General features: G+C 65.9%; 22 protein-coding genes. 8 read left to right on the forward strand and 14 right to left on the reverse strand.

Translation table 11 applies throughout. The annotated features are described in order from the left end of the window. The first annotated feature begins 18 nt into the window (after window positions 1-18). The 3 genes from fdhD to mobA are packed head-to-tail and all read left to right on the forward strand — an operon-like array spanning window position 19 to window position 2,408. On the forward strand, window positions 19-900 hold the full coding sequence (gene fdhD / locus R8L07_08700; GenBank protein ID MDW3205612.1) for a formate dehydrogenase accessory sulfurtransferase FdhD: 882 nt from the start codon (window positions 19-21) through the stop codon (window positions 898-900). Then, window positions 890-1,792 carry a diguanylate cyclase gene (locus tag R8L07_08705; GenBank protein MDW3205613.1) on the forward strand — a complete coding sequence of 301 codons (903 nt, stop codon included), beginning with the start codon at window positions 890-892 and terminating at the stop codon, window positions 1,790-1,792. The genes fdhD and R8L07_08705 overlap by 11 nt, the downstream gene beginning before the upstream one ends. Further along, window positions 1,785-2,408, forward strand: a complete 624-nt coding sequence (gene mobA / locus R8L07_08710; protein MDW3205614.1) for a molybdenum cofactor guanylyltransferase MobA — start codon at window positions 1,785-1,787, stop codon at window positions 2,406-2,408. The genes R8L07_08705 and mobA overlap by 8 nt, the downstream gene beginning before the upstream one ends. On the opposite strand, the gene cobM is transcribed toward mobA, so the two are convergent. From cobM to R8L07_08765, 11 genes are all read right to left on the reverse strand, one after another. Then, window positions 2,405-3,163: a precorrin-4 C(11)-methyltransferase gene (gene cobM / locus R8L07_08715; protein ID MDW3205615.1), complete on the reverse strand. Its 759-nt coding sequence runs from the start codon at window positions 3,161-3,163 to the stop codon at window positions 2,405-2,407. The genes mobA and cobM overlap by 4 nt on opposite strands. A 61-nt stretch (window positions 3,164-3,224) precedes the next feature. Continuing rightward, window positions 3,225-3,608: a GxxExxY protein gene (locus R8L07_08720; protein MDW3205616.1), complete on the reverse strand. Its 384-nt coding sequence runs from the start codon at window positions 3,606-3,608 to the stop codon at window positions 3,225-3,227. A 4-nt stretch (window positions 3,609-3,612) separates the two neighbouring features. Continuing rightward, the gene (gene cobJ, locus R8L07_08725; protein ID MDW3205617.1) at window positions 3,613-5,454 is read right to left on the reverse strand and encodes a precorrin-3B C(17)-methyltransferase; all 1,842 of its coding nucleotides are present in this window, start codon (window positions 5,452-5,454) and stop codon (window positions 3,613-3,615) included. Further along, the gene (gene cobI, locus R8L07_08730) at window positions 5,451-6,188 is read right to left on the reverse strand and encodes a precorrin-2 C(20)-methyltransferase (protein MDW3205618.1); all 738 of its coding nucleotides are present in this window, start codon (window positions 6,186-6,188) and stop codon (window positions 5,451-5,453) included. Before cobI ends, cobJ begins: the two co-directional genes overlap by 4 nt. Further along, window positions 6,185-7,396, reverse strand: a complete 1,212-nt coding sequence (gene cbiE, locus R8L07_08735) for a precorrin-6y C5,15-methyltransferase (decarboxylating) subunit CbiE (protein MDW3205619.1) — start codon at window positions 7,394-7,396, stop codon at window positions 6,185-6,187. Before cbiE ends, cobI begins: the two co-directional genes overlap by 4 nt. After that, window positions 7,393-8,025, reverse strand: coding sequence for a precorrin-8X methylmutase (locus tag R8L07_08740; protein MDW3205620.1), 633 nt, complete (start codon window positions 8,023-8,025; stop codon window positions 7,393-7,395). The genes cbiE and R8L07_08740 overlap by 4 nt, the downstream gene beginning before the upstream one ends. Next, window positions 8,022-8,939 (reverse strand): cobalamin biosynthesis protein CbiG, encoded by a 918-nt coding sequence (locus R8L07_08745; GenBank protein MDW3205621.1) that lies wholly within the window; start codon window positions 8,937-8,939, stop codon window positions 8,022-8,024. Before R8L07_08745 ends, R8L07_08740 begins: the two co-directional genes overlap by 4 nt. Before the next feature lie 17 nt (window positions 8,940-8,956). After that, window positions 8,957-10,051, reverse strand: a complete 1,095-nt coding sequence (locus R8L07_08750) for a sirohydrochlorin chelatase (protein MDW3205622.1) — start codon at window positions 10,049-10,051, stop codon at window positions 8,957-8,959. 247 nt (window positions 10,052-10,298) lie between these two features. Further along, window positions 10,299-10,853: an ActR/PrrA/RegA family redox response regulator transcription factor gene (locus tag R8L07_08755; protein MDW3205623.1), complete on the reverse strand. Its 555-nt coding sequence runs from the start codon at window positions 10,851-10,853 to the stop codon at window positions 10,299-10,301. A 39-nt stretch (window positions 10,854-10,892) separates the two neighbouring features. Continuing rightward, window positions 10,893-12,212, reverse strand: a complete 1,320-nt coding sequence (locus R8L07_08760) for an ActS/PrrB/RegB family redox-sensitive histidine kinase (protein MDW3205624.1) — start codon at window positions 12,210-12,212, stop codon at window positions 10,893-10,895. 113 nt (window positions 12,213-12,325) lie between these two features. Continuing rightward, window positions 12,326-13,015, reverse strand: coding sequence for a hypothetical protein (locus R8L07_08765; protein ID MDW3205625.1), 690 nt, complete (start codon window positions 13,013-13,015; stop codon window positions 12,326-12,328). Window positions 13,016-13,093: 78 nt separating this feature from the next. Between R8L07_08765 and R8L07_08770 the strand changes: the two genes are divergently transcribed. Further along, window positions 13,094-13,897, forward strand: a complete 804-nt coding sequence (locus R8L07_08770) for a methyltransferase domain-containing protein (GenBank protein MDW3205626.1) — start codon at window positions 13,094-13,096, stop codon at window positions 13,895-13,897. 21 nt (window positions 13,898-13,918) lie between these two features. Here R8L07_08770 and R8L07_08775 read toward each other — a convergent pair whose 3' ends face one another. Further along, entirely contained in the window at window positions 13,919-15,088 is a 1,170-nt protein-coding gene (locus R8L07_08775) for a hypothetical protein (protein MDW3205627.1), read from the reverse strand. 228 nt (window positions 15,089-15,316) lie between these two features. Between R8L07_08775 and R8L07_08780 the strand changes: the two genes are divergently transcribed. The 4 genes from R8L07_08780 to R8L07_08795 are packed head-to-tail and all read left to right on the forward strand — an operon-like array spanning window position 15,317 to window position 16,964. Then, window positions 15,317-15,643, forward strand: a complete 327-nt coding sequence (locus tag R8L07_08780) for a PilZ domain-containing protein (protein MDW3205628.1) — start codon at window positions 15,317-15,319, stop codon at window positions 15,641-15,643. 4 nt (window positions 15,644-15,647) lie between these two features. Beyond that, window positions 15,648-16,007: a nitrile hydratase subunit beta gene (locus tag R8L07_08785; protein MDW3205629.1), complete on the forward strand. Its 360-nt coding sequence runs from the start codon at window positions 15,648-15,650 to the stop codon at window positions 16,005-16,007. Between the two features lie 4 nt (window positions 16,008-16,011). After that, complete coding sequence (locus R8L07_08790; protein MDW3205630.1) at window positions 16,012-16,293, forward strand: nitrile hydratase subunit beta; 282 nt, start codon at window positions 16,012-16,014, stop codon at window positions 16,291-16,293. Next, window positions 16,290-16,964: a nitrile hydratase subunit alpha gene (locus tag R8L07_08795; protein MDW3205631.1), complete on the forward strand. Its 675-nt coding sequence runs from the start codon at window positions 16,290-16,292 to the stop codon at window positions 16,962-16,964. The genes R8L07_08790 and R8L07_08795 overlap by 4 nt, the downstream gene beginning before the upstream one ends. Window positions 16,965-16,969: 5 nt before the next feature. Here the strand turns inward: R8L07_08795 and R8L07_08800 are convergent, their stop codons facing one another. Further along, complete coding sequence (locus R8L07_08800; protein MDW3205632.1) at window positions 16,970-17,290, reverse strand: AzlD domain-containing protein; 321 nt, start codon at window positions 17,288-17,290, stop codon at window positions 16,970-16,972. After that, complete coding sequence (locus R8L07_08805; GenBank protein ID MDW3205633.1) at window positions 17,280-18,005, reverse strand: AzlC family ABC transporter permease; 726 nt, start codon at window positions 18,003-18,005, stop codon at window positions 17,280-17,282. Before R8L07_08805 ends, R8L07_08800 begins: the two co-directional genes overlap by 11 nt. Between the last annotated feature and the right edge of the window lie 60 nt (window positions 18,006-18,065).

Consider the following 18,065-nt stretch of genomic DNA (forward strand, 5'->3'; position numbering starts at 1 on the left):
GGCGGAACCGGGGCAGCAATGACCGATTACATCCTGGGACCCGATCCGGCTGACCCGAAGCTGACCCGCCAGGTCGACGGCGTCGACCAGGACGGCAATCCGGTGACCGCCGCGGTCGTGGTGGAACGCCCCCTGACCCTGTTCCTGAACGGGCAGGAGATCGTCACGAATATGACGATCGGCGATTACCCGGATTATCTGGCGGTCGGCTATCTGCTGAACCAGAACATGCTGCGTCAGGACGATGTGATTACCGCCATCGACTATGACGAGGACCTGGAAACCGTCATTGTCCGCACCGAGCGCGAGACGAATTACGAAGAGAAACTGAAGAAGAAGGTCCGAACCTCCGGCTGCGCGCAGGGCACGGTGTTCGGCGATCTTATGGAAAAGATCGAGGATACCCGGCTGCCGGACGGCGCGGTTTTGCGGACCTCCTGGCTGCAGACCCTGACCAGGGCGATCAACACCACGGACAGCCTCTATCTCCAGGCTGGCGCCATTCATGGCTGCGTGCTGTGTCAGGAAGACCGGCCGCTGGTCTATATGGAAGATGTCGGCCGCCACAATGCCGTGGACAAGATCGCCGGCTACATGTTCCTCAACGGCATCGCCGCCGCCGACAAGATTTTCTACACGACCGGGCGATTGACCTCGGAAATGGTAATCAAGACGGTACAGATGGGCATTCCGATCCTGATCTCGCGCTCCGGCTTCACGGCCTGGGGCGTGGAACTGGCGCGGGAGACCAACCTGACCCTGATCGGGCGCGCGCGCGGCAAGCGCTTCACCGCCCTGGCCGGCCTCGACCGGATCGTTTTCGACGCGACGGCGGATGCGGGTGAGGAAGAGCCGGTCCGTCTGCGCCGCAAGGGGAGCCTGCCGCCGGATGCCGCCTGACGGTTCGACCCCGCTGGTACCGGCCGACATCCTGCGCGCCGTCGATGCCGCGATCGAGGAGCAGGGACGCTGGATGACCCGGTGGCACCGGGCGCTGGTCTGTCGCCTGCCCGCAGAGCCGGAACTGGTCGATCCGCGATCCGACGAGCTGACGGAATTCGGGCGCTGGCATCACGACCATCGCGACGATCCGCTGATGTCCCAGGCCGCCTTCCGCGAGTTGTGGCAGAGCTATCTGGACATGCACAGGGCGGCCCGGCTGGTCGCGGCGGATACCGCGCGGGACCCCGACCCTGCGGAATACGACGATGTCATCGCGAAGGCGGAGGATTTCCTGACCCAGGCGCGGCGCATCCGCGATGCCTTCCGCAAGGCGGTCTCCGACCTAGACCCGCTGACCGGGCTGAGCAACCGGACCACGATGACGGCGGAATTGACGGCGGAGTATCAGCGCGCGGTGCGGTCGAAGACGCCCTGCTGTCTGGCGCTGACCGATATCGACCATTTCAAGAAGGTCAACGACACCTATGGCCATGCGGTCGGCGATGAGGTCCTGGCCGCAACGGCCGGGCGGTTCCTGTCGCGCATGCGGCCCTATGACCTGATCTATCGCTATGGCGGGGAGGAGTTTCTGCTCTGCCTGCCCAATGCCGATCCGGCAACGGCGAAGAATGTGCTGGAACGGCTGCGCGAGACGCTGGCGGGAAAGCCGATTCCGCTGCAGGACGGGCGGGAACTGCCCGTCACGGCGTCCTTCGGGTACTGCGAAATCGATGGCGGCGTGCCGCTGAAGCAGGTGATCGAACAGGCGGATCAGGCGCTCTATCGCGCCAAACAGGCGGGCCGGAACCGGGTCGTCGGCTATTCGGAAAGTAAGGACGCGGATGACTAAGGCAGCGGGATTGCTGTTGGCGGGCGGGCTGGCGCGGCGTATGGGCGGTGGCGACAAGGGCATGCGGGAACTTGGCGGCGTGCCGATCCTGACCCGGATCATCGACCGGGTGCGCCCGCAGGTCGGGCCGCTGGCGCTCAACGCCAATGGCGATCCCGCCCGTTTCGCGGAATTCGGCCTGCCCGTCCTGCCGGATGCGGTTGACGGGTTCGCCGGGCCGCTGGCCGGGGTTCTGACCGGACTGGAATGGGCCGCCAGGGAAGCGCCGGATTGCGAGTATCTGGCGACCTTCCCGACGGATGCGCCATTCCTGCCGCTCGATCTGGTCGAGAACCTGTTGAGCGCCGTCGAGCAGGGCGGGGCGGACATGGCCTGTGCCGCCTCTTCCGGCCGGGACCATCCGGTGGTCGGCCTCTGGCCCGTCGACGCGGCGGAGGAACTGCGCCATGCCATGGTCGAGGAGGATATCCGTAAGGTCGACAAATGGACCAGCCGTTACGATCTGGCCGTCGTCCACTTCTCGACCCATCCGGTCGACCCGTTCTTCAACGCCAACCGCCCGGAAGACCTGGCCGAGGCGGAAGAACTGCTGGCGAAGCTGGAAGACGGATCCTAGGCCTTCGGGCGCAGCACGTGGTGATGGGCGGCATCGTAGAGCTTGCTGTCGTCGAAGCCTTCCGGGTTCAGCACCCGGCCGACCAGGATCAGCGCGGTGCGGGTGAAGCCCGCCGCCTTCACCTTGGGACGAATGTCGCCCAGCGTGCCGCGGATGAAGGCCTCGTCCGGCCAGCCGACGCGATAGGCGACGACGACCGGGCAATCTTCACCGTAATTCGGCACCAGTTCGCGGACCACCTTGGCCAGATTGTTGACCGACAGATGGATCGCCAGGGTCGCGCGACTGCGGCCCAGCGTTTCCAGATCCTCCCCTTCCGGCATGCCCGACGCGCGGACTGCCGTCCGGGTCAGGATGACCGTCTGGCCGACACCCGCCAGGGTCAGTTCGGTCTTCAGCGCGGCGGCGGCAGCGGCATAGGCCGACACGCCCGGCGTCACGTCATAGGGAATGCCCAGCACGTCCAGCCGGCGCATCTGCTCCGCCGTCGCGCCATAGATCGACGGGTCGCCCGAATGCACCCGGGCCACGTCCTGGCCCTTGGCATGGGCGGCCTCGATCTCGGCGATGATCTCTTCCAGGTTCATCGGCGCCGTATCCAGCACCCGCGCACCATCGGGCGCGGCGGCGACCACTTCCTCCGGCACCAGCGACCCGGCATAGAGACAGACCGGACAGGACTGGATCAGCTTCAGCCCCCGCACCGTGATCAAATCCGGCGACCCCGGCCCCGCGCCGATAAAGTGAACGGTCATGATATACCTCCAAGAAAACCGCTAAGGTCGCCAAGGATGGCGCCAAGGACGCCAAGGGGCCCTAGCGCTCGTCGAGCCCGTTGACGAAGCGTTGAATGCCGTCCCGGATTCGGGACGAATTGAAATTGATCAGGAAGCCCAGTTTGAAGTCGCCGAGTTTCAGGTAACTGAGAATCTGCGCCCTGTGGACGTCGACGATCCTATCAACAGATTTGATTTCGACGACGACCGATCGGTTAATCAGGAGGTCGAGCCGATATCCCTGATCCACTTCGATATCCTGGTATCGAATGGGGATCGCGACCTGACGCTCGACCTGCCAATTGCGCAGTTCCAATTCTCGGCACAGGCATGCCTCATACGCACTTTCCAGCAGCCCCGGACCGAGAGCCTTGTGAACCGTCAGGGCGGCGTCGACGACGGAACGGCCGATCTCATTCTCCATTCCCTTAGCGTCCTTTGCGCCATTCTTGGCGTTCTTCGCGGTTCTCTTCCCCGTCCCACTTCCCGGCATAGCCGCGTGGGGTGAAGGCGCGTGGGGTGCCGGAATGGTTGAAGGCGCGGGTTTCGCTGGAGCCGAAGACGACGAGGGTGAACATGTCGACCACCGAGGGGTCGAATTCGCGCAGGGTGGTGACCGTGACGCTTTCTTCCGGCCGGCCGAGCTGGCGGCACAGCGCAACCGGCGTGTCGTCCGGGCGATGGGCCAGGAAGGCCTCCCGGGCTTCGGGCAGCAGAGTACGGCGGCGCTGGCTTTGCGGGTTGTAGAAGGCGGTGACGAAATCGCCGCGCGCGGCGGCGTCCAGGCGCTTTCGGATCGCCGCGACCGGGGTCAGCAGGTCGGACAGGCTGATCAGGCAGAAATCGTGGCCCATCGGCGCGCCCAGCCGCGCGGCGGCCAGCTGGAAGGCGGAAATGCCGGGGACAACCTCGACATCGACGCCGCGCAGGGCCCGGTCTTCGGATTTCTCGGTCAGCTCGAACACCAGGGTCGACAGGGCGTAGATGCCGGGATCGCCGGAACAGATCAGCGAAACCGTCTGTCCTTCGGCAGCCAGGGCCAGGGCCTTGGCTGCGCGCGCTTCCTCCGCGCCCAGATCGCTGTCATGGGTCGGGCGGTCGCCGATCAGATCGGCGGCGAGGTCGAGATACAGCTTATAGCCGACCACCGCGTCAGAGGCGAGGATCGCCCGTGCCGCCGCGCCGGTTCGGTACTCCGCATCGCCCGGCCCGATACCGACCACGAACAGGCGGCCCGGCGACCGGCCCGCAGCCACATCGACCGCCTTGTCCCGCGACCGGGCGATGGCGCAGGTATAGGGGCCGCGCCGCTTCTTCTCGACCGCGAAACGGGCATCGCGCCCGGCCAGCGCCAGGGCCGAGGCTTCGGCCACGCCGTGACAGCCGATTTCCTGAAAGACCACATCGGACGGGTTCGGCAGATGCGGCGTCAGGGCTTCCAATTCCACGGCGCTGAACAGGCGGATCGGGCGATCCAGATGCCGGGAGGCCGCTTTCAACGCCGCTTCGTCGCCTTTCAGATCGACCGTTCCGATGGCCGCGACGGCGGACGGGTCCAGCCCTTCCTCCGCAAAGACATCGTTCAGGAAATCGATCAGCCCCTCCGCCGGGGCATGGCGTTCGCAGCCGATCCCGAGCGCCAGTGTCGGCGGGGTCAGAACAACCTGCCCGTCCGTCGCGGTGACGGTCCGGTCGGTGATCAGCACATTCGGGGAGTCGCCCGGTCCAGCCGGAGAGAAGGAAGCGTCGTCCGGCCAATCGGTGGCCCCGCATTCGCGGCGCAGGCTGACGGGTTCCCCGGCCAGCAGGCGCGCGGTGACGCCCTTGACCGCGCCCGGCGTCTTCAGGGTCCAGCCGTCGGGCGGATCGTCCAGGGCGAAGCCCAGGCGCCGATCTCCGGCGGTGGTCACGGCTGCCGCGCCGCCCAACCCCTGTGCCAGTCTTTCCGCCAGCGCGTTCGCGCCGCGATGACCGCCCAGCAGCGGGACGGCGGTCGCGCCGTCTTCCGAGACGGCAAGCACCGGCGCGTCCTGCCATTTGTCGTTCAGGACCGGCGCCAGGGCCCGGATCAGGATGCCTGCCGCGCAGAGGCCGATGATGCTCCAACCCTCGGCATGGAGCGTCCGGATGCAGGACATGGCATCGTCGAATTCGCGATCCGCGCCGTCGACACGGCCCGCCCGTCCGAAGATCACCGCGTCTGGGATCAGGGATTTGACGCGCCGGGCGGTCTCGCCGCCGCGCGCGGTCAGGGCCAGGATCGCAATCATTCCGCCGCTTCCCCCTTGCCGTCGATCCAGGCGTCCTTGCGGCGATGGACCAGAACCATGCTGAAATAGGGCGCCGTCTCGTTGGGATAGTCGGCCAGCGGGCAGACGGTTTGCCGGTCGCCCATCGTGGCGTGTCCGACATAGCGCGCGGCATCCATCAGGCCCGCCGCCTTCAGGGCGCGGCGCAGCTTCGGCAGATGGCGGCCGACCTTGATCACCGCCGCAGCGTCGATCTGGCTCAGGCGGCGGATCAATTCGTCCTCCTCCAGCGGCGCGGGCAGGACGGTCAGCACGTCGTTTCGGGCGGCCAGCGGCGCGCCGGTCGCGGCGGCGGTCGCCATCAGGCTGGAGACGCCGGGCACGACCTCGACGGAATAGGCCTCCGACAGCCGCCCGAACAGGTACATGAAAGAGCCATAGAAGAACGGGTCACCCTCGCACAGGACCGCAACGTCGTTTCCGGCATCCAGTTCGGCGGCGATCTCGACCGCGGCCTCGTCATAGACCTGCTGTGCCGGGAAGCGTTTCACATCCATCGGCATGCGGATCGGGATTTCCCGGTGATGGCCGTCCAGATGCGGCGCGGCGATCCCGCGCGCCATGGACTCGCCCTCCAGCGGCGCGGGCCAGGCCAGAACATCCGTTTCGCGCAGAATGCGCAGGGCCTTCAGCGTGATCAGTTCCGGGTCGCCGGGGCCGACGCCCAGGCCATACAGGGTGCCTTTGGTGCTCAAACGGGTTTCCTTACGCTGAATTGGGTCACTGTCATCAGGGGCTTCCAGCCGCGATAGGGGCCGACCGGCTCCATCCGCGAAACGGCGATGCGGGCCAGGTCTCCGCCCCAATCGGATTGCAGCCGGGTCAGGATCGTCTCGCCTTCCAGGGTCACGACATTGGCGACCAACACGCCGCCGGGGGCCAGCCGCTCCCAGCAGCGCGCCGCCATGTCCGGGCCGGTCAGACCGCCGCCGATGAAGATCGCATCCGGCGCGTCCTCGGCCTCGTCCAGGGCGTCCGGTGCGGGGCCCTCGATCAGATCCAGATGCGGGACGCCCAATGTCGCGGCGTTGCGGGCGATCAGGCGGCAGCGCGTCTTGTCGCGTTCGAAGGCGACCGCGTGGCCGCCCGCGCGCATCCATTCGATGGCGATGGACCCGCAGCCCGCGCCGACATCCCACAGGGTGGCGCCGCGCCGGGGCATCAGCTTCGCCAGGGTCGCTGCGCGGACTTCTCGCTTGGTCAACTGGCCGTCATGGTGGAAGGCGTCGTCCGGCAGGCCCGGGCCGCGATACAGGATGCGCGTACCCGGTTCTGCGCGGCATTCGACAGCGATGGTGTTCAAATCGGCGCCGGGCGCCGCGTCCCATCCGCGCGCGGTGCCGTCGAATATCCGCTCCTTCGCGCCGCCCAGATGTTCCAGCACCCAGATTCGGCTGGCGCCATAGCCTTCGGCGGTCAGCATCCCGGCGACCTCTGCCGGGGTCCGGGCGTTTTCGGACAGGATGAACAGTTTCGCGCCCGGCTCGATATGCGCCGCCAGCAGGCTCAGCGGTCGGCCGTGCAGGGTCATCCGCGTCACGTCTTCAAGGGGCCAGCCCAGCCGTGCGGCGGCCAGGGAGAAGGCGCCTGGCGCGGGCAGCACGGTCAGCGCCTCGCGCCCGAATTCCCGACCCAAAGTGACGCCGATGCCGTAGCTCATGGGGTCTCCGGTCGCCAGGACGCAGACCGCCTTGCCCTTGCGCGCCGCGATGTCGCCGACGGTGTCCGTCAGCGGCACGCGCCAGGTCAGGCGCTCGGCCGGATGCGTTTCCGGGATCATCGCCAGATGGCGCTTGCCGCCCAGCAGGACCTCCGCGCCGTCGATCAGCGCACGGCCCGCCGGGGGCACGCCGTCGAGACCGTCTTCCCCGATCCCGACGATGGACAGCCAGGCGTCGCTCATGTCTCAAGTTCTCCGCACAGGGCGTTGACCGCCGCCGCCGCATAGGCGCTGCCGCCTTCGCGGCCGGTCAGGGCGATATGGGGCAGGCCGCTGGCGACCAGCGCCTCTTTCGATTCCGCCGCGCCGACGAAGCCGACGGGAAAGCCCAGGATCAAGGCGGGCTTCGGGAAGCCCTGATCGATGCGCTCCAGCAGGTGGAACAGCGCGGTCGGCGCGTTGCCGATGGCGACAACCGCACCCTCCAGCCAGGGCTCCCACAGGTCGACCGCCGCCGCCGATCGGGTCGTGCCCAGGCGCTGGGCCAGCGGCGCGACAGCGCCCAGACACAGGGTACACAGCACATCGTTCTTGGCGGGCAGCCGGGACCGGATGACGCCCTTGCTGACCATCTCCACATCGCACAGGATCGGTCGCCCGGTCTTCAGCGCGTCCCGGCCCGCCGTAACCGCACCGTCGCTGGCGGTCAGGTTGGCCAGGATATCGGGCCGTCCGCCGGTATGGACCAGTCGGATCGCAACCGTGTGCAGGTCCTCCGGCACGCCGCTCAGATCCGTCGCCTCGCGGATCAGCCGCGCGCTTTCGCGATAGATCGCGGCCGGGTCCTTGATGTAGTCGTAGGGCGGCTTCATGCGGCGGCCTCCAGGGGTTCCGGCCGGTCGGTCACGCCCAGGATCCAGGCTTCCTCCGTCTCGACGGCCCGGCGTTCCGCGTCGGTCAGGGCCGGGTCGGCGGCGAACAGGGCGGGCAGACGTCCGGCCGCATCCCAGCGCGCCAGCGCCTTCGCCATGGCGGAGACCTGGCCCGCATCCTTCGGCAGGCCGGGCAGCGCCTCAGGCGGCACCAGGGATGGATAGATTTCCGCCAGGATCACTTGCGCCTCCGGGCAATCCGCCAGCCCGGTCTCGAACGGCCAGATCTGCGTGCGGAAGGCCAGCCGCCCGTCGGTGCGCAGGGCCCAGACCCGGGGAATACCGGTCAGCGCCTGACTGCCGACGGATCCGGTATAGGCCAGTTTCCAGACCGGCTGGGTGGTGCGCACCCGCGCTTCGCACAGGCGGCGTTCGGACAGATCCTCCGGCCCATGCCGGCGCCGGTCCCGGCGCAGCAAGTAGGGGCGATCCTTGTTGCCGTCATGGCCCCAGAAGGGAAAGGCTTCGCCGGTCAGCGCCCGGTTCAGCGCTTCGCCGACATCGAAGCGGTTGTTGGCATTGTCTGCCGTATCGTCCAGCAGCGCGTCGATCTGGGCCCAGATCCGCCGCCAGACCAGCCCGTCATGGCCCAGCGCCGCCCCGGTGCCGCGCGGATAGCCAAAGGGGAAGTCGAAGCCCGTCAATACCCGCTTACCCCGGTCGGCCCGGTCCGCGATCAGCCCCGCCAGACGGTCCGTGGCCTCGGCACGGGTCGCCGGATTTTCCAGAACGCTGCGCCGGACCCGCCCGTCGGACAGGCGGTCGACACAGGCGATCCAGATCGAATCCTTGCCCCGACGCGGCACGGTGGCGGCGGACCAGTCGACCATGATGTAGCTGTCGAAAGCGGGCATGACGGTTGCGTTCCGGCCTAGTCGGACTGCGGCAGTTTCACGCCCTCTTTCATGCTGCGCGGCCCATGGGGATGGTCCGCCTGCGGATAGGGGTGATGATGGTGGTCGTGCCCATGCCCATGATCATGCCCATGCCCATGCCCGTGGGAATGCCCATGGGAATGGTCATGCCCGTGATCGTGATCATGCGAATGGCCGTGATGGTGGTGATGGTGATCGTGCCCATGGTCATGATGGTGATCCGTTTGGGCCGGGCCGGTGCCGATGCCTTCCACATGATGGTGGTGGCTTTCCTGCGGCAGGCCGACTTCGTCCTCGAAACCCAGGACCTGGGCGCGGAACTTGCACATCTGGCAGTTCATGTTGTTCGCGCCTTGCAGGATCTCCATCACCCGTTCGACGAAGGTATCCATCACCGACGGGTGGTCGTTCAGATAGCCCGCCTTGACGAATTCGATCTCCGGATGCCGTTCCGCGACCTTGTCGGTGTAGTCATAGATCCGGTTCACCAGAATGCCGGTGAACAGGAAGTAGGGGAAAACGACGATCCGCTTGTAGCCCATGCGCGCACAATGCTCGAGCGCCGGTTCGGTCAGCGGGAAGGTGACGCCGGAATAGCCGACCTCGCACCAGCCGAAGCCCAGGCCCTCCCACAGCATGCGGGCGACCTTGGCGACGTTGGAATTCGCGTCCGGGTCCGACGCGCCGCGCCCGATGACACACAGCAGCGTATCGTGACGCGCGACACTGTCGTCGCATTTGGCCAGCGCTTCCTCGATGCGCGCGCCCGCCGCCTGCAGCATCTTCAGATCGACCGCCAGTTCGCGGGCATAGGTGATGGTCAGACCGGGATTCTGTGCCTGATAGGTGTTCAGCACCGACGGAATGTCGTTCTTGGCATGACCGGCGGCGAACAGCATGCCCGGCACCGCCAGAACCCTGGTCACGCCCTGGTCGCGCAGCTTGTCCAGCCCAGTGCGGATGATCGGCGTGGCGAATTCCAGAAAGCCGTACTCGACCGGCAGATGCGGCCAGCGTGCCTTCAGCGTCTCGCCGATCTGCTGGAATTCGGAAACGGCCCCGGTATCGCGGCTGCCATGGCCGCAGACCATGATGCCGACCTTCTCGCCGTCGATATGGGTGGGAATTTCATTGGCGGACGCCGTCACCGGCGCGCTTGCTACGGACATATTTGCCCCCGTCCTGACCTGTGGGTTCGCATTATGGTTCATCCGGCGCCGCATTTGCCCCCGCGTCCGGTAGGGTGCTCATAAGCGAAAGACCTAACAGAGCGCCCGACGCCCGTCAGCCCCAAAACCGCCGAAGAGTTTTGAAATCGCGACTAGATGCGCGGCTGTCTCACCCCCGCGGGGCGTGCTTGTTCAGGATGCGCTGCAGGGTGCGGCGGTGCATTTTCAGGCGGCGCGCAGTCTCAGAGACATTGCGGTTGCACTGTTCGAAGACGCGCTGGATATGTTCCCAGCGCACTCGGTCGGCGGACATCGGGTCTTCCGGCGGCGGCGGCAGGGGCCGGTCTTCCTCCAGCAGCGCGGCGGCGATCTGGTCGGCATCGGCGGGTTTGGCCAGATAGTCGACGGCGCCCTTCTTCACCGCGGTGACGGCGCTGGCGATGTTGCCGTAGCCGGTCAGCATCACGATGCGGATATCCGGGCGCGCGTCGCGCAGCGCCTCGACCACATCCAGGCCGTTGCCGTCCTCCAGCCGCATGTCGACGATGGCGAAGGCGGGCGGACGCTCGGCCGCGGCCTCCAGCCCCTCGGCCACACCGGCTGCGCCGGTCACGACGAAGCCGCGCTGTTCCATGGCGCGGCTCAGCCGGTTGCGCAGCGGACTGTCGTCATCGACGATCAGCAGGGTCTTTTCCCGGAGGTGATTGGGCATCGGTTCGGCCATGCGGGCTATCCTTACGAAATCGGCGCTCTTGTACGCCGGCTATAATAGCGTTTCCGCCGGGGCTTCCAAGTCGTCACGATCCCAATGGACCAGCGCCTCGGCCCCGCGGCGGTTGCGGAAGGCGGTACGACCGCCGATCCGTTCCAGCAGCGTCGTCGCGATGAAGACGCCCAGACCCATATGGCCGTCCTGCCCGGCGCGGGTCGACATGTAGGGCTCGCCCAGCATCTGCAGCACGGAATGAGAGAAGCCCGGCCCGTCGTCATGGACCGAAATCCAGACATCGCGCGAGGTCCAGTAGATGCGGATCCAGACCTGTTCCTTGGCATACTGCCCGGCATTGGAGGCGAAATTGCCCAGGCCGTGCAGGAATTCCGGCGTCCGCCGCACCATCGGTTCCGGCCCTTCGCAGGATTCATCGATCAGGATGTCCAGTTCGACATGATCGGGTACATGTTCGTCGACCGCCAGTTCGACCAGGTTCGACAGCGGCAGGATGTCGAACGGGTCGCCGGTGGCGTCCGGCTCATGCGACAATCCGACCAATATCTCGCGGCACCGGTCGGACTGACTCTTCAGCAATTCGACGTCTTCATAGAGCGGGCTGTCCTTGTCGACCTCACTCATCAGCTCCTTGGAGACCACGGCGATGGTGGCCAGCGGCGAGCCGAGCTCATGGGCGGCGGCGGCGGCCAGCGCGCCCAGCGCAGACATCTCCCGCTCGCGTGCCAGGGCGGCGGCCGATTCCGACAGGGCCTCGCTGAGACGCCGGGAATCCTCCGATGCAGTCCAGACATAGGTCGCCATGAAGACGATCGACATGGCCAGCGCGGTCCAGATGCCCAGCAGGTAGACCAGCGGCAGCTGCAATCCCTCGTCGCCGCGCCAGGGCAGCGGCAGGTGAAAGAAGGTGATGAAGGTGGCGGAGGCGACGGCCAGCGTGGTCAGAACGACCGTCGAGCGGCGCGACAGGATGGTGGCGGAAACGGTGACCGGTGCCAGCAGCAGCAGGGCGAACGGGTTCTGCAACCCGCCGGTCAGACCGAACAGCGTCGCCAGCTGCAGCAGGTCGAAACCCAGCAGCGTCGCGGCCCGCAGCTCCGTCAGCCGGCGCCGCTTCGAGGCCATCAGGGCGAGGTTCGAAGCCGCCAGCGCGCCGATCGCCATCAGGCAGGGAAACATCGCGACGTCGAAGCCGAAGGCATAGTGGATCGCCATCAGGGTGGCCATCTGGCCCGCGACCGCGATCCAGCGCAGCATGACCAGCGAGGACAGGCTGAGCCCGACCGGCCGTCGGGCCTCGGGCAGGCGTTCGGGGCGTTGCGGCCGCGTATCCCAGGTGTATTTGCTGATCGCCATGGCGTCTTGAGTTCCGTGCAACGGTCGTTTCGGCATTCCGGCCGATAATGCAGCAGGCCCGGCAGGCCCGGGCAAGCGGAATGGCGGCGGCCCGGCCTGGCCGCCGCCCGGAGTCATGCGGCCTCGACAAGGTCGCGCATGTCGTCTCCGGTCATCCAGGTGATGTATTCATCCAGCGTTCCGGCCCCGTCCGTCCGGCGCCAGCGCACGCCGTGCGGATGGAAATGGTTGTAGCCATACCGCGCCGGGATGCCCTTCATCACCAGATCCGGATGCACCAGCCCGTAGATGTAATCCGGGGCCCAGCGCATCAGGGCGACGGCCACCGCGATCCGCGGCAGGGTAATGGCCAGACCCCGGCCGCGGACATTGCCGCTGGGGCTCAGCCAGACCTCGCCGTGATAACAGACCGTCCCCGCCATCTCGCGCATGTAGCGGCAGGCACGATAGTTGGATCCTTCCGGGGTCGCCGGGATATGCGGCGACAGGAACAGCCCGCCGCGCCGCTCCAGATGCTCGGCCAGGTTTTCCTCCCCCAGATCGTCCTTTCGGACTGCCTGGACATGAACGACGGAACCCCGGGGACATCGGCCGAGAATCCAGAAGGCATTCTCCCCGGACACATCGCTGACGGTATTGTCGAAAATCGGGGTCAGGGGCGCCCGCCCCTCGGTCTCCGCGACCACCTGACGCAGCCGGTCGAAATCGCTTAACAATTCTAGGGTGATTCCCTGGTGCTGCGCGGCTTCGACCTGCCGTGCGACATAGCACGAGGCCTTCAACTGATCGAATTGAACTGACATCTCGCTTCTCCTTGTGGTTTATTGCCTGGAGTAGCGAGTGCCCCGTTATTACGTCTTTTTATAGAAAAGATTGGGGTTATGAAGCGGTACGAGTTCGATCAGTTCGACCGGCTATATGCGACTGTCTGGGGCGACAGCATTCATTTCGGATTTTATGCGGATCGGTGGACCGGATTCGACGCCGCCGTGCTGGCGGCAAAGCGGGCCATGGCGCGCGCGGCATCGCTGACATCCGGCGATCTGGTTCTGGAGGTTGCCAGCGGCTGGGGCGCGGCGGCCCGCTTCCTCGCCGACGAGATCGGCTGCACCGTCGTCGCGACAAACTACGCCCATCGACAGGCCGGGATCGCCGCCGCGCGCTGCGCCGCGCAGATCGCTGCCGGTACGATCCGGCCGGCCATGGCGGATTATCACGCACTGCCTTTTCGCGATGCATTGTTCGATGCGCACTGGTCCCAGGAATCCCTGGTCCATGCCCGCGACAAGGCCCGCGTCTTCGCGGAGGCGTACCGCGTTCTCAAACCGGGCGGCGTGATGGTCTTCACGGACCAGATGACCCTGCGTCACCGGCTGACGCAGGCGGAGGCCGGGCGGATCGCCGCGCGGCACGGCAGTGGCGATCTGTGGTCGGCGGCCGATTTCGAGGCCGGGCTGAGCGCGGCGGGGTTCGAGATCGTGGTTCATGAAGACTGGACAGGTCACATGGCGCGTCACTTCCGGGCCCTGCATGGCCGGCTTGTGTCCCACCGCGGGGCCCTGTCCCGGGATGTCGACAGCACCCTGCTGGACGAAAATGCCGACATGTGGCGATGGGGGGCGGAACTGGCGGAAGCGGGGAAGATCGGCTACGCGATGATCGCCGCGCGCAAGCCTGGCGCCTGAGGTCGGACCTGGTGATGGGACTTATCGCGGCGTCTGGAAATCCTGACCGTTGATCGCGATGATGAAGTCGTAGAACGGCTCCAGATCGATCGATTTCAGCGGCTTGCTCTTCTTCCCGGTCACATTGGCCCAGGCATTCGCCGTATGGGCCAGAACACCGATTGCCAGACCGACGGTCAGGAAGTTCTTCGGCGCATCGCGCAGAAAGGCCTGAAACGGCCGCGGGTCGTCATGCTGGATCAACTGATCGAAGGCTTCGTTGTAGTTCTTGATGATGCGGATCACCGTCGAATGGGTGGCGCGGATCAACTGGCGCGCCCGGTCGCGGCGGAACTTGAACCGGTCCATGGCGGAATCGGTCATGCTCTCGCGGTCGCGCGGCAGCGACGCGGTGGAGCCCAGCCACTCGAAGAACTGATAGAACAGATCCTTGTGCCGCGAGTACTGGAATTCGTAGTAGTTGATGCCTTTCCAGGCGAACAGGAACTGTTTCGTCTGTGTTTCGTTCAGACGAAAGCTGCGGATCAGGCTGCGCGACCCTTCGGTTTCCTCACCCTGCCAGATGGCGTCGACGACGGCACTGGTCATCAGGCGCTTGTCTTCGTCGTCCTGCGCATCGGCTTCGCCGCCGACATATTCCTTGTAGACGTCCAGCTTGTTGCCGGAATTCGCCTTGGCCACCAGAACGCTGATCTTTTCCAGCACCGGCCGGCGGATCAGCATCCAGTCCGCCTCGGTGATCTCGAAGTAGTTCGCGGAAATGCTGCGTTCGACCTCCAGTTCCCGGCGCTGGGACAGCAGCAGGAACGGATCGAAGGTCGGCACCTTGGTCAGGATGTCCAGCACCTTCTGATCATGCGCGCTCAGGCTTTCGTCGCGTCGGATCGCGCCGCGCTTGGCCAGGACGCGCACGATGCGGTCGGGATCGGCCTGCGTCGATTCACCGCCCTGATCGACCTCGTCGTCGTTATACGGAAAATAGACACGGGTCGAGACCAGGACCTCTTCGTCGTCGTCCAGGGTCACTTCCTTGAAGAAGATGCCCAGATTCAGCGTCGACAGGTCGAACAGCTTGGTTTTCGGAAACTCGTCCTCGGGCAGGCCGACTTTCAGATCCAGATAAACCGCACGGGCGTCAAAACAGAGAAAGCGACCCGAACGCAACAACGTTTTCAATGCGCGGCGATTCATCCGGCCGAGCGCCTCTCCCAATCGTCGCCTCGGCGACACCTGCCCTGAAACTTCGAAACCGCTACTTTGAATTCGTAACTTCGCAACCGCGTCGCGGATCGGGGGTTTTCCACCCCGCGAAACGCCTCTTATACTATGTATACAAACGGTCGGCACACAAGGCCGGGCACATGGTAAACGGACGTTATGGTTAATGTCCGGGTTGGGGGCGAAAGGCAGAGGAAACCCATGCGATTCACCGAGGCTCGGGCAGAGCCGAGATACCCGTTCTCTGCGGGTTTCATCGAAATCGACGACAAGCCGCTGGCGCTCGACGACCTGAGCGTGAGCGGTCTCGGGTTCCATGCCGAAGCGCCCGAAACCTTCGCCGTTGAACAGGAAATCGACGGGTTTCTGGTGCTCCAGGATGCCGAAGAGCAATACGAGATGCCCGTGCATCTGGTGGTTCGGCGGATCGAGGGCACGCGTATCGGCTGTTCGATGAGCTGCAAGATCCCGCATCACGGCACGACCGTACGCGAATTCGTTTCAAAACTTGGTATGAATGGCAGGTGACAGGATGACCACGGAACGGCGTCATCATGACATGGGCGGGCTGGATGCCGGTCCGGTGCATCGGACGGAGCACAAGTTCGAACCCTGGGAAAACAAGACGGACGCCATCGTGCGCCTTTTGTCGCAACCGCAGCGCGGGCCGCTGATGCGGATCGACGAATTGCGCCGCGGGATCGAGGAGATGGGGCCGGGCGTCTATGACGAACTGACCTATTACGAGCGCTGGATCGCGTCGATTGCCAACATCCTGCTGGAAAAGGGTGTGATCACCGTGGACGAGCTGGGTCGCAAGATCGAAGAGGTCAAGGCCCGCCACGCGCCCCCGAACGGCGTGCCCCCGAACGGCGCGCCTGCGGAGGGCTGACGCCATGCCCTACAGCGTCGGAGAAACCGTCCAGGTCCGCTACGCGACCCCGCCGGGTCATGTCCGTACCCCCTATTACTGCCGCGGCCGTGCCGGCACGGTGGAGCGGGTCTGCGGCCGGTTCCACAATCCGGAAGAGCTGGCCTATGGCCGTGCGGGCGAAAACCTGCTGACCCTCTACCGCGTGCGGTTCCGACAGCGTGACCTGTGGCCGGACTATACCGGGCCGGTGACGGATACCGTCGAAATCGAACTGTACGAACACTGGCTGGAGCCGCCGCGATGAGCCACGATCACACGCATCCGCATGACCATGGGCACGATCACGGGCACGATCACCCGCACCGGCATCCGAACCAGCCCGATCTGGAGGATTCGCCGCCGACCTATTACCAGGCCATGGCCGACGCGGTGGCGGAGCTGCTGATCGAAAAGAACGTGTTTTCGGGCGGTGAGCTGCGCGAGACCATCGAATACATGCAGGGCCGCAACCCGGATCTGGGCGCCAAACTGACCGCCCGGGCCTGGACCGATCCGGATTTCAAGAAACGACTGACCACGAACGCGAAAGAGGCCGCCGCCGAAATCGGCATCGATACCGGCCCGGCGCCGCTGCTGGTCATGGAAAACACGCCGGACGTCCACAATGTCATCGTCTGCACCCTGTGCAGCTGCTATCCGGTTTTCCTGCTGGGCAAATCGCCGGACTGGTACAAGAGCCGCGAATACCGCAGCCGCATGGTCCGCGAACCGCGCGCCGTCCTGGCCGAATTCGGCACCGAGATCGCACCCGACCGCGAGGTTCGCGTCCACGATTCGACCGCCGACATGCGCTACATGATCCTGCCCATGCGCCCCGAAGGCACCGACGGCATGACCGAGGAAGAACTGGCGGCACTGGTGACACGCGACAGCCTGATCGGCGTCATCGAAGTGACGGGCCCGGCGGCAGCCTAGGAGTTCTACCCGAACGTGCCCGCCCGCCAATGGGCGCCCAGCAGGCACAGCGAAACGCCGGCAATCAGGCTGAGGATGGTGCGGCCGGTCCAAAGGTAGAGACCGAAGGTCAGTGCCACGCCGGCGATGTCGGTCGGGGTGCCGCGCATGGCGGCGGGTGCGACGATGGCGGCCATGGCGCAGCCGGGCAGTGCATTGACGATGCGCTGGGTCTTCGCGCCGCCGCTGGACAGGGCCGCGCCCAGGATCATGCCACCGATGCGCATGCCGAAGACGGTCAGCGCGACCAGGGCGATGGTCAGATAGGCGGTATAATTATCGGGCATCGCGCATGACCTCCGATGCCAGGGCGGTGACGGCCCCGGCCGCAACCGCAACCAGGATGGCCGCGCCCGGCTCGATCACGCCGTCCAGCGCGATACCGACCCCGGCGGAGACGGCCAGCGGCGCGCGCGGCGCATCGACGCCGCGCACGACGACGCCGACCAGACTGGCCAGAAAGACGATCCCGGCAAAGGCGAGGCTCTGCGCGGTTACCGGATCGATCAGCCCGGCGGAGAACACTCCGACCGCCGTTGCCGCGACCCAGATCACATACATCGGCGCCGAGACACCCATGTAATAGGCTGACTTGTTCGGAATCGACCGCGCCTGCAGGGTCAGCGCCCAGGCCGCGTCGTTGATCACGAAGACCGCAGGCGGGCGCAGTGGACCGGGCAGACCGCGAATCGTCGGGCCCAGCGACAGCCCCATCAGGGTCAGCCGGCTGGTCACCATGGCGGCGGAAATCAGGACGGCGAAATAGGGCATCTGATCCGACCAGAGGGCCAGGGTCGCGAACTGGGCCGTGCCGGCGAAGATGAAGGCACTCATGGCGACGGTCTGTCCCATGTCCAGCCCCGCGACGCTGGCGGCCGATCCGAACAGCATGCCGAACAGCAGAGCGCCGAAGAACATGCCGGACGCGTCGCGGATTCCCGCAAGAAAGCTTGCGCCGGAGCAGTTCGGCGGGATGCCGAGAGTATCTGTGGAAAAGGCCATTGGCGCGACTTAATCCTTTCGCGTCCCGGGCGAAACCTTCGCTTCGGCACAGCATTTCCG

Source organism: Alphaproteobacteria bacterium (assembly GCA_033344895.1).
Classification (GTDB): Bacteria; Pseudomonadota; Alphaproteobacteria; order UBA8366; family Aestuariispiraceae; genus Pacificispira.

Coding starts and splice junctions, on each gene's coding strand:
- fdhD (MDW3205612.1), top strand. CDS start 19: ATGACCGATTACATCCTGGGACCCGATCCGGCTGACCCGAAGCTGACC.
- R8L07_08705 (MDW3205613.1), top strand. CDS start 890: ATGCCGCCTGACGGTTCGACCCCGCTGGTACCGGCCGACATCCTGCGC.
- mobA (MDW3205614.1), top strand. CDS start 1,785: ATGACTAAGGCAGCGGGATTGCTGTTGGCGGGCGGGCTGGCGCGGCGT.
- cobM (MDW3205615.1), bottom strand. CDS start 3,163: ATGACCGTTCACTTTATCGGCGCGGGGCCGGGGTCGCCGGATTTGATC.
- R8L07_08720 (MDW3205616.1), bottom strand. CDS start 3,608: ATGGAGAATGAGATCGGCCGTTCCGTCGTCGACGCCGCCCTGACGGTT.
- cobJ (MDW3205617.1), bottom strand. CDS start 5,454: ATGATTGCGATCCTGGCCCTGACCGCGCGCGGCGGCGAGACCGCCCGG.
- cbiE (MDW3205619.1), bottom strand. CDS start 7,396: ATGAGCGACGCCTGGCTGTCCATCGTCGGGATCGGGGAAGACGGTCTC.
- R8L07_08740 (MDW3205620.1), bottom strand. CDS start 8,025: ATGAAGCCGCCCTACGACTACATCAAGGACCCGGCCGCGATCTATCGC.
- R8L07_08745 (MDW3205621.1), bottom strand. CDS start 8,939: ATGCCCGCTTTCGACAGCTACATCATGGTCGACTGGTCCGCCGCCACC.
- R8L07_08750 (MDW3205622.1), bottom strand. CDS start 10,051: ATGGTCTGCGGCCATGGCAGCCGCGATACCGGGGCCGTTTCCGAATTC.
- R8L07_08755 (MDW3205623.1), bottom strand. CDS start 10,853: ATGGCCGAACCGATGCCCAATCACCTCCGGGAAAAGACCCTGCTGATC.
- R8L07_08760 (MDW3205624.1), bottom strand. CDS start 12,212: ATGGCGATCAGCAAATACACCTGGGATACGCGGCCGCAACGCCCCGAA.
- R8L07_08765 (MDW3205625.1), bottom strand. CDS start 13,015: ATGTCAGTTCAATTCGATCAGTTGAAGGCCTCGTGCTATGTCGCACGG.
- R8L07_08770 (MDW3205626.1), top strand. CDS start 13,094: ATGAAGCGGTACGAGTTCGATCAGTTCGACCGGCTATATGCGACTGTC.
- R8L07_08775 (MDW3205627.1), bottom strand. CDS start 15,088: ATGAATCGCCGCGCATTGAAAACGTTGTTGCGTTCGGGTCGCTTTCTC.
- R8L07_08780 (MDW3205628.1), top strand. CDS start 15,317: ATGCGATTCACCGAGGCTCGGGCAGAGCCGAGATACCCGTTCTCTGCG.
- R8L07_08785 (MDW3205629.1), top strand. CDS start 15,648: ATGACCACGGAACGGCGTCATCATGACATGGGCGGGCTGGATGCCGGT.
- R8L07_08790 (MDW3205630.1), top strand. CDS start 16,012: ATGCCCTACAGCGTCGGAGAAACCGTCCAGGTCCGCTACGCGACCCCG.
- R8L07_08795 (MDW3205631.1), top strand. CDS start 16,290: ATGAGCCACGATCACACGCATCCGCATGACCATGGGCACGATCACGGG.
- R8L07_08800 (MDW3205632.1), bottom strand. CDS start 17,290: ATGCCCGATAATTATACCGCCTATCTGACCATCGCCCTGGTCGCGCTG.
- R8L07_08805 (MDW3205633.1), bottom strand. CDS start 18,005: ATGGCCTTTTCCACAGATACTCTCGGCATCCCGCCGAACTGCTCCGGC.